The 15,627-nt window shown below is 70.7% G+C and carries 15 protein-coding genes and 1 tRNA gene; 5 read left to right on the top strand and 11 right to left on the bottom strand.

The window, feature by feature from the left end; translation table 11 throughout:
* Positions 1-43: 43 nt before the first annotated feature.
* The 5 genes from V1460_RS31220 to ehuB all read right to left on the bottom strand — a co-directional run bounded on the left by V1460_RS31220 (position 44) and on the right by ehuB (position 3,962).
* On the bottom strand, positions 44-802 hold the full coding sequence (locus tag V1460_RS31220; RefSeq protein ID WP_338676951.1) for an IclR family transcriptional regulator C-terminal domain-containing protein: 759 nt from the start codon (positions 800-802) through the stop codon (positions 44-46).
* 167 nt (positions 803-969) lie between these two features.
* The gene (ehuA, locus tag V1460_RS31215) at positions 970-1,698 is read right to left on the bottom strand and encodes an ectoine/hydroxyectoine ABC transporter ATP-binding protein EhuA (protein WP_338678279.1); all 729 of its coding nucleotides are present in this window, start codon (positions 1,696-1,698) and stop codon (positions 970-972) included.
* 64 nt (positions 1,699-1,762) lie between these two features.
* Complete coding sequence (ehuD, locus tag V1460_RS31210) at positions 1,763-2,413, bottom strand: ectoine/hydroxyectoine ABC transporter permease subunit EhuD (RefSeq protein ID WP_338676950.1); 651 nt, start codon at positions 2,411-2,413, stop codon at positions 1,763-1,765.
* On the bottom strand, positions 2,410-3,069 hold the full coding sequence (ehuC, locus tag V1460_RS31205) for an ectoine/hydroxyectoine ABC transporter permease subunit EhuC (RefSeq protein WP_338676949.1): 660 nt from the start codon (positions 3,067-3,069) through the stop codon (positions 2,410-2,412). Before ehuC ends, ehuD begins: the two co-directional genes overlap by 4 nt.
* The gene (ehuB, locus tag V1460_RS31200; RefSeq protein ID WP_338676948.1) at positions 3,066-3,962 is read right to left on the bottom strand and encodes an ectoine/hydroxyectoine ABC transporter substrate-binding protein EhuB; all 897 of its coding nucleotides are present in this window, start codon (positions 3,960-3,962) and stop codon (positions 3,066-3,068) included. The genes ehuC and ehuB overlap by 4 nt, the downstream gene beginning before the upstream one ends.
* A gap of 42 nt (positions 3,963-4,004) precedes the next feature.
* Here ehuB and V1460_RS31195 point away from each other — a divergent pair, with 42 nt between their 5' ends.
* Positions 4,005-4,496 carry a DUF3830 family protein gene (locus V1460_RS31195; protein ID WP_338676947.1) on the top strand — a complete coding sequence of 164 codons (492 nt, stop codon included), beginning with the start codon at positions 4,005-4,007 and terminating at the stop codon, positions 4,494-4,496.
* A gap of 8 nt (positions 4,497-4,504) precedes the next feature.
* Here the strand turns inward: V1460_RS31195 and V1460_RS31190 are convergent, their stop codons facing one another.
* Positions 4,505-5,953, bottom strand: a complete 1,449-nt coding sequence (locus tag V1460_RS31190) for an amidase (protein WP_338676946.1) — start codon at positions 5,951-5,953, stop codon at positions 4,505-4,507.
* Complete coding sequence (locus tag V1460_RS31185; RefSeq protein WP_338676945.1) at positions 5,937-6,914, bottom strand: D-2-hydroxyacid dehydrogenase; 978 nt, start codon at positions 6,912-6,914, stop codon at positions 5,937-5,939. Before V1460_RS31185 ends, V1460_RS31190 begins: the two co-directional genes overlap by 17 nt.
* A gap of 100 nt (positions 6,915-7,014) precedes the next feature.
* On the opposite strand from V1460_RS31185, the gene V1460_RS31180 reads away from it, so the two are divergent.
* The 3 genes from V1460_RS31180 to V1460_RS31170 all read left to right on the top strand — a co-directional run bounded on the left by V1460_RS31180 (position 7,015) and on the right by V1460_RS31170 (position 9,864).
* Positions 7,015-7,902, top strand: coding sequence for a decarboxylase (locus tag V1460_RS31180; protein ID WP_338676944.1), 888 nt, complete (start codon positions 7,015-7,017; stop codon positions 7,900-7,902).
* The gene (locus tag V1460_RS31175) at positions 7,899-8,651 is read left to right on the top strand and encodes a decarboxylase (protein ID WP_338676943.1); all 753 of its coding nucleotides are present in this window, start codon (positions 7,899-7,901) and stop codon (positions 8,649-8,651) included. The genes V1460_RS31180 and V1460_RS31175 overlap by 4 nt, the downstream gene beginning before the upstream one ends.
* Positions 8,652-8,745: 94 nt before the next feature.
* Positions 8,746-9,864 (top strand): LLM class flavin-dependent oxidoreductase, encoded by a 1,119-nt coding sequence (locus V1460_RS31170; RefSeq protein WP_338676942.1) that lies wholly within the window; start codon positions 8,746-8,748, stop codon positions 9,862-9,864.
* 9 nt (positions 9,865-9,873) lie between these two features.
* Here the strand turns inward: V1460_RS31170 and V1460_RS31165 are convergent, their stop codons facing one another.
* Positions 9,874-11,685 (bottom strand): EAL domain-containing protein, encoded by a 1,812-nt coding sequence (locus tag V1460_RS31165; protein ID WP_338676941.1) that lies wholly within the window; start codon positions 11,683-11,685, stop codon positions 9,874-9,876.
* Between the two features lie 367 nt (positions 11,686-12,052).
* On the opposite strand from V1460_RS31165, the gene V1460_RS31160 reads away from it, so the two are divergent.
* Complete coding sequence (locus V1460_RS31160; RefSeq protein ID WP_338676940.1) at positions 12,053-13,264, top strand: M6 family metalloprotease domain-containing protein; 1,212 nt, start codon at positions 12,053-12,055, stop codon at positions 13,262-13,264.
* A gap of 45 nt (positions 13,265-13,309) precedes the next feature.
* On the opposite strand, the gene V1460_RS31155 is transcribed toward V1460_RS31160, so the two are convergent.
* The 3 genes from V1460_RS31155 to V1460_RS31145 form a co-directional block, all read right to left on the bottom strand.
* A tRNA-Lys gene (locus tag V1460_RS31155) sits at positions 13,310-13,383 on the bottom strand.
* Between the two features lie 392 nt (positions 13,384-13,775).
* Positions 13,776-14,126, bottom strand: a complete 351-nt coding sequence (locus tag V1460_RS31150) for a hypothetical protein (protein ID WP_338676939.1) — start codon at positions 14,124-14,126, stop codon at positions 13,776-13,778.
* 177 nt (positions 14,127-14,303) lie between these two features.
* Entirely contained in the window at positions 14,304-15,587 is a 1,284-nt protein-coding gene (locus tag V1460_RS31145) for an AAA domain-containing protein (protein ID WP_338678278.1), read from the bottom strand.
* Positions 15,588-15,627: the final 40 nt, after the last annotated feature.

The following is a 15,627-nucleotide window of genomic DNA, read 5'->3' as shown; positions in this document are numbered from 1 at the left end:
GACCAGCCGCACATGTGTCCGGCCTGGAGCACCCGCCGGGTCCTCAGAGGGTCAGTGACAGCACCACCGGCGCCGCCCTGCGGTTCAGTGTGTCCGCCGCGGCGCGCAGGCGGTGCGCGTGCTCGATCGGAAGTGAGAGCGCGAGGCACCCCACCGAGGAACCGGCCGTCAGGGGCACCGCGGCGCAGACCGTGCCCACCGCGTACTCCTGGAGGTCCAGCACCGGAACCGTGGGCGGCTGTGCGTCCAGTTTGGAGAAGAGGACCTTCTCGTTGGTGATCGTGCGGGAGGTGAGCCGGGCGATCCTATGGCGCGAGAGGTGGTCCCGGCGGCCGTTCTGGTCGAGCTGGGTGAGCAGGCACTTGCCGACCGCGCTGGCGTGTGCGGCGGAGCGGAAGTCGACGTACTCGTTGACCTTGGGCGTGCGGGGTCCGTCGGCGTACTGCGTGATCTTGACCTCGCCGTCGATGTACCGGCTGATGTACACAGCGGCGCCGACCGAGTCGCGCAGCTCGGTGAGAGTCTCCTGGAGCTTGCGCTCCAGTGCTTCCTGGCGGGTGGTGCCCGAGCCGAGCAGCACCAGCGAGTCGCCTATGACGTATGCGCTGTCGCCGACCTGTTCCACATAGCCTTCGCGGCGCAGCATCAGCAGTAGAGGCGCCAAGTGCCCGGTGGGCAGCCCCGTCTCCCGGGCGATCTGTGCGTCGGTGACTCCTCCGCCGTGCCTGGAGATAGCCTCCAGCACCCGTAGCGCGTATTGGATTGAGTGGAACGGCGCGGTCGGCTCCGGCTTCAGCGCCACGGTTTCCCCCTACCAGGTTGTGACCGCATGCTTCCGTACCACGATAGCCGCCAAGAACCAGCCTTGGGGGGACTGTTGGCGAGAATTGTGGTGCGCCCCGGGGGCATTTCCCGGGGCGCACCACCCTGGCATATGCCAGGGTCAATCCTAAGCAGGATAGTTGGTGGTCAGAGCACCGCACGGAGAAACTCACGCGTGCGGTCGTGCTCCGGCTCGGAGAAGAATTTTTCCGGGCTGCCCGATTCGATGACCTTCCCCGAGTCGAACATCAGCACCTCATCGGAGATGTCCCGGGCGAAGCTCATCTCGTGGGTCACACAGAGCATGGTGATGTCGGTGCTGCGGGCGACGTCCCTGAGCACGTCCAGCACCCCGGCCACCAGCTCGGGATCCAGCGCCGATGTGACCTCGTCCAGCAGCAGCACCCGCGGGCGCATCGCCAGCGCGCGGGCGATCGCCACCCGCTGCTGCTGCCCACCGGACAGCTGCGTCGGTCTGGCGTCCAGGCGGTCGGCCAGACCCACCAGGTCGAGCAGATCGCGTGCGCGCTGCTCGGCCTCGTCCTTGGACAGCCCGAGCACCCTCACCGGGGCCTCGGTGATGTTGCGCAGCACGCTCATGTTGGGAAACAGGTTGAACTGCTGGAAGACCATGCCGATCTTCTTGCGCGCCTCGCGCCGCTGCTTCTCGTCGGCAGGGAACAGCCGGCCGCCGTCGACGTCGATCGTGCCCTCGTCGGGCCGCTCCAGGGTCATCAGCAGCCGCAGGATCGTCGTCTTGCCGGAGCCGGAGGGGCCGATCAGGGTGACGTGCTTGCCCGGGCGCACCGAGAAGCAGAGATCGTCGAGGACGGTGTTGTCGCCGAACCGCTTGGTGACGTTGGTGAAGCGGATCAGTTCCGGGGCCGGGGCCGCGGACGCCGCCGCGGCCTCGGGCGTGGTGTTCTTCCGGGCGGGTGTCTCAGCGGGCAAGGCGGCGCTCCAGGGTCCGTACGAGCAGGGAAGCCGGATAGGCGATGACGATGAAGGCGATGCCGACGACGGTCAGCGGCTCCGTGTACTGGAAGGTCGCTGCGCTCTCCAGACGGGACTGCTGCAGCATCTCCAGCACGCTGATCCCGGCGAGGATCGGCGTGTCCTTGAGCATCGCGATCACGTAGTTGCCGAGGGCGGGCGCGATACGCCGCACCGCCTGCGGCAGGATCACCGCGAGCCAGGTCCGGTGCACGGGCAGGCTCAGTGCGGTGGCGGCCTCCCACTGCCCGGCCGGTACGGCGTCGATGCCGGCCCGGTAGACCTGCGCGGTGTACGTCGAGTAGTGCAGCCCGATCGCGATCGTGCCGGTGGCGAGCGCGGAGAACTGCACGCCCCACTCGGGCAGCACGAAGAAGAGGAAGAAGAGCTGCACCAGCAGCGGGGTGCAGCGGATGAACTCCGTGATCAGCCCCACCGGCCAGCTCACCAGGCGCAGTTCCGACCGCAGTGCCAGCGCCCAGACCAGGCCGAGGGAGAACGACAGCAGCGAGCCCAGCACCAGGACCTGCAGGGTGACGAGTACACCGTCCCAGAAGCGCGGCATGAAGTCCGCGACCGCGGACCAGTCCCAGTTCACTTGGCCACCACTCCCAGGTTCGCCTTGGTCCTGCGCTCAAGCGCTTTCATGGAACGGGTGATGACGAAGGCGAGCACGAAGTAGATCACCAGCGTGACCGTGTAGATCTGCGCGCTCTCCTGAGTGGCCAGACGCACCAGGTACGCGGCGAAGGACACATCGCCCACGCCGAGCAGGGACACCAGCGCCGTCCCCTTCAGCAGTTCCACCAGCAGATTGCAGAAGGACGGGATCATCTCGGGCACGGCCTGCGGCAGCAGCACCAGCCGCATCCGCTGCCAGGGCGTGAAGCTGAGAGCGATCCCCGCCTCTCGCTGAGCGGGTGCCACGGCGTTCAGCGCACCGCGCACGATCTCGGCCCCGTACGCGCCGTACGAGAGGCCGAGCGCGAGCACCGCCGCCCACATCGGGACGAGTTGCCAGCCCAGCAGCGGCGGGAGCACGAAGAACAGCCAGAACATCAGGATCAGCGCCGACGTCCCGCGGAACACCTCGGTGTAGCAGGCGGCGACGAAGCGGACGGCACGCGAGCGGTGGGTCCTGGCCATGCCGACGCCGAACGCGACCACCGCGGCCAGCGCCGCGCTGTAGACGGTGAGCTGGATGGTGACCCAGATTCCTGGGAGTACCCAGTTCTGCCAGAGTCCGGCGGTCATCGGCACAGCTCCTTCGCCGTGAGCTCGGTCATCTCGCTCTCGGTGAAGCCGAACCGGCGCAGGATGCGGAAGAGCTCACCACTCTTCTTCATCCGGTGGATCTCGGTGTTGAAGGCGTTCCGCAGCGCGGTGTCGCTCGGGCGGAACGCGAAGCCCCCGCCGTCGATCTTCTTCTCGCCGTCCACGATCGCGGCGAACGGGGCGGTGGCCTCGGCCTTGGCGCTGCCCTTGGCGACCTCCCGGGCGGTGAGCGCGGTGCCCGCGAACACGTCGACCCGGCCGGACTCGACGGCGTTCAGCCCGGCCACCTGGTCCTGGAGGATGACGATGTCCTTCTCGGGATATCCGGCCGCGATCGCGTAGCCGATTTCCGCGTAGCCGGTTCCGGTCGCGAACTTCGCCTTGGCGCGCACGACGTCGTCGTAGCCGCGCAGATTCATCGGATTGCCCTTGCGCACGATGAAGGAATCCAGCATCTGGTATTCGGGGTCCGAGAAGATGACCTGTGCGCAGCGTTCCCTGTTGATGTACATCCCGGCCGAAACAACGTCGAACTGCTGCGAGTTGAGGCCGGGTATCAGCGACGCGAAGTCGGTGGCGACCGGCTGGATACGGGGCACCCCGAGCCGCTGGAAGACCGCCTTGGCGAGTTCGGGCGCCTCACCGGTGAACTCGCCCTGTTCGTCGATATAGCCGTAGGGCACCTCGCCCGCGATGCCGAGGCGCACCGTGCCCTGGGATCTCAGCCGGGCCAGCCCGTCGCCGTCGGGGACCCGGGCGCAGCCGCCCGCGGCTCCCGCGGCGCCCAATGCGCCCGCGGTACCCAGCAGCAGGGTGCGCCTCGGTATCGCCGGTATCGCCCGTCTGGTGTGTTCAGCCGTGTGAGGAGCCATGGGCGCGCGGCTACCCGGCCCGAGTCGGGGTATGCGTAACCAATGGCTGATCGCTTCATCGACGTTTCCCTGGCGAAGCGAGGCGTGCACTGCACCGCACGCCTCCTGGACGACCAGGCGCCGCTGACCTGCCAGGCCGTATGGGATGCCCTGCCGCTGGGCAGCGACGTGTACCACGCGAAGTACGCGCGCAACGAGATCTACGCGCTCTTCCCCGCCTTTGCCGAGCGTGAGCCGCCGCTGGAGAATCCGACGGTGACGCCCATTCCCGGCGACCTCTGCTATTTCACCTTCACCGGTACGGAGCTGGCGACGGCGGCCTATGGCTATGACCAGGACCTGACCCGGCCGGTGACCGTGGATCTCGCCCTCTTCTACGAGCGCAACAACCTGCTGCTGAACGGGGATACGGGCTGGGTGCCGGGCATCGTGTGGGGCACGGTGGTCGACGGACTCGACCGGATGGCCTCGGCCTGCCAGGACTTGTGGCGGGCCGGGGCGCTGGGCGAGACGCTGAACCTCCGGCGGCTGTGAGCCACGTCCTAGACCCCGGCGGATGGTGCCGGGATCGCCGCCGCGCCCGAGACGTACAGCGCGTGCGCGGCGCGCAGCACCAGCGCGTCCTGGTGGCGGGCTCCGACCAGTTGTATCCCTATCGGCAGACCGTCACCGTCCACCCCGCAAGGCACGGAAGCGGCGGGCTGCTGGGTGAGGTTGAAGGGGTAGGTGAACGGGGTCCACCCCGTCCAGCGCCGCAGCCCCGAGCCGGCCGGCACCTCCACGCCGGCCTCGAAGGCCGTGATAGGGAGTGTGGGCGTGACCAGCAGGTCGTAGGAGCTGTGGAAGCGGCCCATGCGCCGGCCCAGGTCCGTCCGCACGTCCACCGCCGCGAGGTAGTCCAGCGCGGACCGCCGCTCGCCCTCCGCGCAGATCTCCCGCAGCCCGGGGTCGAGCAGTTCCCGCTGCCCGGAGTCGAGATGCCGGGTCAGCCGAGCCGCTCCCGTGAACCACAGGGTGTGGAAGGCGTCCACCGGCTCGGCGAGATCGGGGTCGGTCTCCTCGACATACGCACCGAGCTCCGCCAGCCGCGTCACGGCGGCGCGGACGGCCGTCGCGACCTCGGGGGCGACGGCGACCTGGCCGCCGAGGGACGGGGAGTAGGCGATCCTGACCCCCTTCACACCGTCCGCCCCGGCCGCTCCCGCGCCGAGGGTGCCCGCGATGGTGGCGGCGGGGGGCAGCTGCGACCAGTCGCGCCAGTCCGGGCCGCTGAGCACATCAAGCAGCAGGGCCGCGTCGGCGGCGTCGCGGGCGATCGGCCCGGCGTGGGCGAGGGTGCCGAAGGGGCTGGCAGGATAGAGCGGGATCCGCCCGTAGGTGGGCTTCAGCCCGAAGACGCCGCAGAACGACGCCGGAATCCGGACCGAGCCGCCGCCGTCCGTACCGACGGACAGCGGCGCGGCCCCCAGCGCCACGGCCACGGCGCTGCCTCCGCTGGACCCGCCTGAGGTGCGCGACACGTCGTAGGGATTCCGGGTGATCGCGGTCAGCGGCGAGTCCGTGACACCCTTCCAGCCGAACTCCGGTGTCGTGGTCCGTGCGACCAGCACAGCGCCGTTCTCCCGCAGTCTGGCCACGGCCGGGGCGTCCTCGTCCCAGGCCGTGGCATCGGCCCGCACGGTCCGCGAGCCGCGCAGAGTCGGCACACCGGCCTGGAGCAGCAGGTCCTTGACGGTCACCGGCACCCCGTCCAGCGGCCCGAGTGGCTCGCCTCTGCGTCGGCGCTCGGTGGCGTCCACGGCCTGGGCCAGAGCCCCTTCGGCGTCGACCCGGACGAACGCGTTCACCGCAGGCTGGACCGCCTCGATCCGCTCCAGCACGGCACGGGTGGCGTCCAGGGGGGAGAAATCACCCCGTTCGTACCCCGCGATCAGCTGACGGGCGGTCAGTCCGGTCAGTGCCGCCGCGCCGGGTTCAGGTGTCGGTGTCATGAGAGGGGATGTACCCCCGTTTCTTGTCGACCACGTTCGGCAGGGGCCTTCCGGCCTTCCACAGGGCGAACAGCTCGGTGAACTGCTCGCCGAGCCGGTCCCGCCAGCCGACCGTGTCTCCGCTCATGTGCGGCGAGATGATCAGTCCGGGCACCTCCCAGAGCCGGTCGTCCGGCGCCAGCGGCTCACGTTCGAACACATCGAGGGCCGCCCCGGCAATCCCCCGCTCGCCGAGCGCCGCGACCAGGGCGTCCTCCACCACCAGCGCCCCCCGGCCCACGTTCACGAATCGGGCCGACGGCTGCATCAGCCCGAACCGCCGCGCGTCGAACATGCCGCGGGTCCGCTCGGTCAGCGGTGCCGCGCACACCACCCAGTCGGCCCGGGTGAGCAACCGGTCGAGATGCTCCGCGCCGTGGATTCCGGGGCGCCCGGTGCGACCGGTGACGGCGACGGTCACTCCCAGCGCCCGCAGGGTCCCGGCGATGGCGAGCCCGATGGGCCCCGAGCCGACGACCACCGCCTTGCCACCCGCGACCCGCAGGCCTTCGCGGTGCCGCCACTCGTGTCCGCGCTGGAGCTCCAGGGTGCGGGGGAGGTCCTTGGCCATGGCGAGCACCAGCCCGGCCACGTACTCGGCGATGGGCTCCTCGAAGACTCCCCGGGCGTTGGTCAGCACGGTGTCCGACGCCACGAACTCGGGGCACAGCAGCCGGTCCACCCCCGCGCTGGGGGTGTGCACCCAGCGCGGGCGCGGGCCCGGGCCGGGCCAGGCGCGACGTACCGCGTCGGAGGCGAAGTCCCACACCAGCAGTACATCGGCGCCCGCAAGCGCGTCCGCGAGGCAGCGTTCGTCGGTGTAGCGGATGTCGGCCTGCCCGATGAGCGGGCCGAGTCGCGGAGGCGGCTCCGCCTCCAGCACGAGAACGGTCGGCACGGGCGGTACGGCCGGTACGGACATCGCGGGAGAATCCGTTTCTGAACGTCTGACATGTACGGATTGACCCACGCTCGCACCCCAACCTACCGTCGTCAACAAGATGTTCCGAAGGGGGCCTGCGATGGATGTGTCCCTTGAAGTCTCGTTTCTCGGCGGTCCTGCTCCGCAGCGCGGAATCGGTGTGGTGGCACCCTTCGACTTCGCGCTCGACCGCGAGCTGTGGCGCTGGGTCCCGGACGAGGTCTCGCTGAGGGTCACCCGTACGCCGTATGTGCCCGTCGAGGTCTCGCTCGACCTGGCTCGGCTGGTGAGCGAGCACGAGACACTCGCCGACGCGGTCCGGGCGCTGTCCGTGTCCGAGCCCGAGGTGATCGCGTACGCCTGCACCTCGGGCAGCTTCGTGGGCGGGCTCGCGGGGGAGCGGGCCATGTGCGAGGCCATGGCGCAGGCGGGCGGCGTCGCCTCGCTGACCACGTCGGGGGCGCTGCTGGAGGCACTGGAGGAGTTGGGTGCCCAGCGGATCGCCCTGGTCACGCCCTACACGGAGTCCGTGACGGGGGCGCTGGAGGAGTATCTGGGCGAAGCTGGGGTAGCGGTCACGGGGCGCGCCTTCCTCGGATTGACCCGGCACATCTGGAAGGTTCCGTACCGGTCGGTGATGGACATGGCGCGGCAGGCCGTGGTGGGCGCGGCGGACGCTCTCTTCATCAGCTGCACCAATCTGCCCACGTACGACGCGATACCCCAGTTGGAGGCGGAACTGCGCATGCCGGTGGTCTCCGCCAACCAGGTCACGATCTGGGCTGCTCTGCGCCGGATCGGGGTGTACGCGGTCGGCTCGTACCAGGCCCTGCTGATGGCCACCGCGGGGCCGCACGAGGAGCCGCCGCCGTTGCTTCTGCCCGGGGCCGCGCAGATGCCGCCCCCGCCTCCTGGACCCGCGCATGTGTCACCGCCGCCCGTACCCCCGTCCGCCCAGCCCGGGGAACAGCAGGAAGGATGGACATGACGACCGTTGGACTTCTCTATCCGGGGCACTCCGCCGAGGACGACTATCCGCGCATCGCCGTGCTTCTCGACAGCGACATCCGGCTGCCGATCTTCCACACCGATATCGGCGAGGACGCGCACCGGACGGACGCGCTGATGGAGATGGGTTCGGCGGCCCGACTGGCGGCAGGGGTCGAGGAACTGCGTCTCGCCGGGGCCGAGTCGCTGGTCTGGGCCTGCACGAGCGGGAGCTTCATCCGCGGCCGGCAGGGCGCGCAGGAGCAGATCAGGGAGCTGGCACAGACCGCCGGGCTGCCGGCGTCGAGCACCTCGTTCGCCTTCGTGCACGCGGCCCGGCATCTGGGCCTGACCCGGGTGGCGGTCGCCGCGACCTACCCGGAGGACATCACCGCCGCGTTCGGGGACTTCCTGAAGGAGGCGGGTATCGAGGTGGCGGCGGCACGGGCGAGCGGCGTCGTCACCGCCGCCGAGGTGAGCACCTGGGAGCGGGCGCAGGTGCTTGAGCTGGCCAGGGCCGGGGATGACCCGAGGGCCGAAGCGGTGCTGCTGCCGGACACCGCCCTGCACACGGTCGCCTGTCTGGAGGAGTTGGAGACCGAGCTGGGCAAGCCGGTGCTCACGGCGAACCAGGTGACGGTGTGGGAGGGACTGCGGCTCGCCGAGCGGCGGGCCTGGGCCGACGACCTGGGCGCGCTGTTCGTCAGGCCCGACCGGGAACGCGACGAGTGGCAGCCCAGCGGCGGCTGAACCGCTCCCGCGGAACGGCCGGAATAACCGGAGAGACCCTCCTGTTCCATGGAGCCGAGGCTATGGAGCGCGACGACACAGGAGGGGCCCAACCGTGGCGGCACCGAGAACAGCAGACGACCGGATCCGGGGCACGGCTCGGGGCGAAGCACCCGTGCCGCTGTCGGTCCTGGACCTGGTCACCGTCGGCAGCGGGCGCACCGCCACCCAGGCGCTGCGTACCAGCGTGGACATCGCCCGGCTCGCGGAGCGCCGCGGCTACCACCGCCACTGGGTCGCCGAGCACCACTCCATGCCCGGTGTCGCCTCCTCGTCCCCCGCGGTGATCCTCGCCCACCTCGCCGCACACACCGAGCGCATCCGCCTCGGCTCGGGCGGTGTGATGCTGCCCAACCACGCCCCGCTGGTGGTTGCCGAGCAGTTCGGAACCCTGGAGGCGCTCGCCCCCGGCCGGGTCGACCTCGGACTCGGGCGCGCACCCGGTACCGACGGGGCCACCGCCGCCGCGCTGCGCGGCGGCGAACGGTCCGGCGAGGGCGCCGACGACTTCCCGCAGCAACTCGCCGAGCTCACCGCGTTCCTGGACGACGACTTCCCGGACGGTCACCCCTACGCCCGGATCCACGCCGTCCCCGGCCCCGTTCAGGCCACAGCGGCGGGCGGGGTGCAGTCCCCTGCCCGGCCGCCGATCTGGCTCCTCGGGTCGTCGGGTTTCAGTGCCCGGCTGGCGGGCATGCTCGGGCTGCCCTTCGCCTTCGCCCACCACTTCTCGGCGCGCCACACCATCCCGGCGCTCGACCTCTACCGCGACAGCTTCCGCCCGTCCGAGGCACTGGACGCCCCCTACGCCCTGATCGGTGTCGCCGCGTTCGCCTCCGACACCGCCGGGGAAGCCCGCCGCCAGGTTCTGACCGGTGCTCTGTCGATGCTGCGGCTGCGCACCGGCCGCCCCGGTCTGATACCGACGCCGCAGGAGGCGGAGGCGTACGCGTTCAGCGCGCTGGAGCGGGAGTTCGTGGACGGCTGGCTCGCCGATGTCGTCCACGGCACGCCGGACGAGGTACGCGCCGGTCTTGACGATCTGCGCAAGCGCACCGGAGCGGACGAGCTGATGATCACATCCAACGCCCACGGGGCGGACGCCCGGGTGCGCTCGTACGGGCTGATCGCCGACGCGTACGGATTGCCGGACTCGGCCGCAACCCCCAACTGACCGAGGGCGTCACACCACCTGCGGACTGACCCCGATCATCCCGTCGATACGCTCCGGACCGACCGCGCGCGAGTACAGCCAGCCCTGCCCGGTGTCGCAGCCGATCCTGCGCAGCCGCTCCGCCTGGCCGACCGTCTCGACGCACTCCGCCGTGACCGTGAGCCCCAGCCGGTGGGCGAGCTGCACCATCGCCTCGACGATCGTCTCGTCCGCGGGGTTGGGGTGGGTCCCGTCGTCATAGCGGAAGCCGCGCACGAATGAGCCGTCCAGCTTCAGCACGGACACCGGCAGGCGGCTCAGATAGGCGAGGTTCGAGTAGCCCGTGCCGAAGTCGTCGATGGCGATCCGCACGCCCATGTCGCTCAGCGACTGGAGCGCCTGGAGCGGGCGTCCGGCAGAGCCCATCACCGCCGACTCGGTGAGTTCCAGTTGAAGCAGATGGGCCGCCAGGCCCGTCTCCGTCAGGATGCCCGCCACATCGGCGACCAGGTCGGAGTCCCAGACCTGGCGGACCGCGACATTGACGCTGACGAACAGCGGGGTCGCGCCCGGGTGGTCGATCTGCCACTGCCGGGCCTGCCGGCAGGCTGAGCGCAGGATCCACCGGCCGAGCTGGACGATCGACCCGTCCTCTTCGGCAATTCCGATGAACCGATTCGGCGCCAGTGTGCCGAACTGCGGATGATTCCATCGGACAAGTGCCTCGACGCCCCGGACCACCCCGTCGACCATCCCCACCAGAGGCTGGTACTCGAGCCCGAACTCCCCGCGCTCGACCGCGGGCCGCAGGGTGGACGACAGCGCCTGCCGGGTCATCCGGTAGGCGTTGCGCTCGGGGTCGAAGAAGGTCCAGCGAGCCTTCCCGTCCGCCTTCGCCCAGTACAGGGTGGTGTCCGCGTCCTGCATCAGACCGGTCGCCGTCGTCCCGTCGGCGGACCGCTCCACCACTCCGATGGACGCCGAGACCGAGAGCCGCTGTCCCACGAGGTCGAACGGCTGCTGGAGCGCGACGAGCACGGAGCGGGCGAGCTCGGCGAGCTGCTCCCTGCCCATCGAGTCCTCGACCAGGATGGCGAACTCGTCGCCGCCGAGCCGTGCCACCAGATGGCCGCCGCTGCGAGCGTATCCGTCGCTGTCCGCGCACTCGGTGAGCCGCGCGGCGACCGCTGCCAGCAGCCGGTCGCCGACCCGGTGCCCGAGAGTGTCGTTGACGGCCTTGAACCCGTCGAGGTCGAGGTAGCACAGCCCGATCCGGCCCGTCCCGCCAGGCTCGTACGAGGAGGCCTCAAGGGCGGTGGAGAGCCGCTCGAAGAACAGGGTGCGGTTGGGCAGCCGGGTCACCGGATCGTGCATCTGGATATGGCGCAACCGTGCCTGGAGTTCACGCCGCTCGCTGACATCGGCCACCGAGAGCAGGGCGCGTGGACGGCCGGGCACGGGAGTGACCGTGACCTCCGTCCACAGCGAACGCCCGTCGGGGTGCTTGAGCCTGCGCGTGCAGCGGAACCGGGCGCTGCGGCCCTGGAGCACCTCGCGGTAGGCGTGCCAGGTGCGGGGGTCACCCGTCAGGTCGACCAGCTCGGCGGCCGACTGCGCGTGCAGCGCGGTGGATTCGGTGCCGAGGAGGGTGCCGAGCGCGTCGTTCGCGGACACGACACGGCCCTCGTGGTCGACCAGCGCCATCGCGGTCTGGGCCGCGTTGAAGGCCGCCCGGTAGTCGGCACCCGCCCCGGCCCACTCATGACGTTCCGTGAGCGGCGACGAGGCGCTCCCGGGTGCCGTGACCGCCGCGGGACTCGGCCCTTCGGGGTTTACGCTCACCGCTCGCTCCCGCTGTGCGTCGTGTCGTTCAGGCCCGGTCGAGGCCGGAAAGCCGGGAAAGTGTGCCGATCATAGAGGCTGGCCGGTGGCCGTTCCAGCGTGTCAGAGGTGACCGAGGGCACCCCAGGGACGAGCCCGATCGTTTCTGCGCGGCCATGGCCGCGCTCGGCACTCTCCTGATCGGTTGTGACTTTCCGTGAAAGCTCGGGGTGTCGCTGTTCGCTCGCCCAGCCGGACCAGCGGAAAGGTGCGAATTACCTAAAACCATCACAAAGTGGGTGAGGCGTTCCGTAAATCGCAGCCGGAGGTCGACGTGGAGGGTCAGCAGACACACGAGGGACCACCCGAGGGAGTGGATCGGCCCCGGATGCGTGCCACGGCGGCTGCCTTCACCTCTCTCGTGGCCCTCGCCGCCACGTCCCTCGTCGCCGGACCGGCCGTCGCTGACACATCGGCGGACCGCTGCGCCCTGCCGCGCACTTCGGCCCACCACAGCATCGGCCTGGACAGCTGGAACCAGGCCTACCCCCGACCTGACCGCGACCTGGACGCCGTCATGGTCTTCCTCTCCTTCCCTGACGCCGCCCCGAAGACCAGACCCGCTGAACTGGCCGCCGACCACTTCCCGGCCACCTCCGACTTCTTCCGGCGCGCGTCGTACGGGCGCTTCCAGTTGAGGGCCCATCCGCTGCGGAAGTGGATCAGGATGCCGCAGGCCTCGACGGCGTATCGGATGAAGCGCGACTGGGACGCGAGCCGTCGCGCCGCCTATCTGCGGGACGCGATCGCCGTCGCCGACCCTGCGGTGGACTTCTCGCGCTACGACATCGTCTACCTGGTGGCCGACCCGGACGCACCGGGAGTCGACTCCGACGCCACCAAAGTCGTCAACTTCGACTATCCGCTGTCCGCTGACGGCGCGGACATCCGACGCGTGGTCACCGTCTTCGAGAAGCACCCGCCCGACCGCAACGTCCTGGCCCACGAGACCGGCCATGTCTTCGACCTCCCGGACCTCTACCACCGGCCCACCGACGGCAAGAGCGACTGGGACACCCACGTGGGGGACTGGGACGTGATGGGCAGCCAGTTCGGCCTCGCTCCCGACCTCTTCGGCTGGCACAAGTGGAAGCTGGGCTGGCTGAACGACGACGAGGTCCGGTGTGTGGCGGGCCGGCGCGCCGCAGACCGCATGTTCACGCTGGAGTCGATGGGCGCCGCCCCTGTCCCGGGCGGGACCCTGGGTACCCGGCTCGCGGTGGTCCGCACCGGCGAGAGCTCGGCCCTTGCCATCGAGGCGCGCGGAGCCACCGGAATCGATCGCGGCACCTGCACCGAAGGCGTGCTGATCTACCGGGTGCGCAACGAGCCCGCCTCCGGCGCCGGCCCGGTCGAGGTGATCGACACCCATCCGCACACCGAGGCCTGCTGGGGTCAGTCCGTCTACCCGACCCTCGCGGATGCCCCCCTGGGGGTGGGGGAGACCTTCACGGACCCGAAGGACCGGGTGCGGGTGCAGGTGCTGGACCGCACACCGTGGGGTTCCTGGACGGTCAAGATCACCCCGGTGGTGTCCTGACGACCGAAAAGGCCCCTCGCTGCTGCGAGGGGCCTTTTCCGTCGGTGCGCCGCCAGGGACTCGAACCCCGGACCCGCTGATTAAGAGTCAGCTGCTCTAACCAACTGAGCTAGCGGCGCCTGCTGACGTCGTAGACATTAGCATCCGGATCCACGAGAGGAAAAATCGATATACGCACCGCCGTGCGTCCCCGCCTCGGGGAGCCCCGCACATGACCGCGGAAGCCGCGCCGTGCGCCGTGTTCCCGCCCCGTCCTCACCCTGCAGCCAGGCGCCGGACAGCGGTGTATCGGGGGCGGTCCCGGCTCCATGCCCGCGATCGTGTGAGCTCATATCCAGGAGTACGTGATGTACGGCACCTCGCCGCGTCCGTGGGTCCGCCCCGGTGCCGCCCGCCGCCGCTACGGCGCCCGGGGACACGGCGAACCCCGCACCCCGCTAGCCTCGGGTTCGCCGGCGGTGCGCGCAGGTCGCCGTCCACCCTTCCCCGGGGGCAACGGCTACGGCAACGGCTACTGCGCTCCGGGCTCCGAGGCGCGGAGCAGGTCGCGCCCGAACTCCACCATCTTCCGCGCGTAGTCCTCGCTCCACTCGGCCCGGGCGGCGATCTCCGCGGTGTTCAGCCGGTCGAACCGCCGCGGATCGGCGAGCTGCGCCGCGGCGAGCGCCTGGTACTCCAGGGCCCGGTCCGCCGCGGACTGGAAGGCGAGCGTCAGCTCCGTCGCACGGACCAGCAGCTCCCGGGGGTCCTCGATCGACTCCAGATCGAAGAAGTGCTCCGGGTCGGACGCGGCCTCCGAAGGCTCGAAGATCAGCGGCGCAGGCCGCATCCGCCGCTCGCCGCGCTCCGACGATTCCGCCATGCCTCTCTCCTCACCACGCATTCCGGCCATCGGCCACCCACCATTGTCCCGCGCGGCGCAAGAGGGCCCCGCGGTCCGCCGACATCGCCGCGGACCGCGGCATCCGGCGACCGCGCCCGGTCTCCCGACGAGGACCACGGCGACCCGTGTCCGCACCCGCGCCTGCTCAGGCCACCCTCATCCGGCGGAGGCGACCACGCGATGCTCCGCCAGATGAGACAGCACCGCGTGGTTCGCCTCCCATCCGTCCGGGAACTTCATGCTCACGCCCAGCTGCACCGGCTCGGTGGACGGATGCTCGTCCAACAGTTCCGCCACGCCCGCGCGGCACACCACGACACAGGCGTGCCGGTGCCGGGACGTCAGCACGCACAGGCGGCCCGTCTCCAGGTGGAACGCCGTCGCGTCGGGGCGGCCCGACAAGGGGTGGAGCACGACGGTGACATCGAATTCGCGCCCCTGGAGCCGGTTGGCCGTGTCCACGGCCACCCCGCTCACCCCGAGCTCGGTCAGCGCCGCTCGTACCGCCGCGGCCTGGTCGCGGTGGGCGGTGCCGACCGCGATCCGGTCCCGGGTCAGCGGCACAGGACCGTCGGACCGCTCCGACACCGAGACCCCGCCCCGGTCGAGCAGCCGCCGCACCACCAGTGCCACCGTCCGGACCGCCTCGGGGTCGGTGCGCGGAGTGTGCCGGGCGGGCAGCTCCAGCAGCCCCCAGCCGGACTCGGCGGCTTCGTCCAGTACCCGGTCCGTCCCCGAGCCGTCCGAGGCGACACCGAAGGACAGTCGCCGGTCGCCGTGACCCGTACCGCTGCGGAACGGCGTGTACGGATAGAACGCCCCGGACACCAGTGGCGCGGCTGAGGCGGGCAGCCGCCACGACACCGGCAGCCGGTGCTGCGGCAGCTCCGGGTTGTGCGCCAGCAGGGTGGAGACCGCGCTGGCCGACGGGTCGTACGACAGCCCCGCCCACTGGTCCGCGCCGACCACCGAGAAGGGGTCGAGCTGCCCCGGGTCGCCCACGAACAGAGCACGCTCGAAGAGCCCCGCCACGGCGAGCAGGGCGTCCGAGCGCATTTGGTACGCCTCGTCCACGATCGCGTGGCTCCAGGGCTCGACGCCCTTGACGTGCGCCCATTTGGCGGCGGTCGAGACCACCACGTCCAGGCCCGCGAGATCGCCTGCCTTCGCCGACTTCCGCACGTTGTCCAGGCCGTCGAGCGCGTGGTCGTAGGGGTCCGGGTCGTTGCTGTGCAGCCGGCCCACCGGCAGCTCCGGCTCCTTCTCGGCGAGCCGCAGCACCAGGTCGTCCACCTGGGCGTTCGTCTGGGCGACGATCATCAGCGGTCTGCCGGCCGAGGCCAGCTCCAGCGCCGCGCGCACGACCAGCGTCGACTTGCCCGCGCCGGGCGGGGAGTCCACCACGACACCCCGGGCGTCCCCGGCCACGGTGTCCGCCATGATCGCCTCGGTGGCCCGGGCTGCCGAGGCGCCCGGGTCG

The sequence above is a fragment of the Streptomyces sp. SCSIO 30461 genome, assembly GCF_037023745.1.
Classification (GTDB): Bacteria; Actinomycetota; Actinomycetes; order Streptomycetales; family Streptomycetaceae; genus Streptomyces.
The sequence above is the reverse complement of the archived record's forward strand: the minus strand, read 5'-3'. Positions and strand labels throughout refer to the sequence as shown.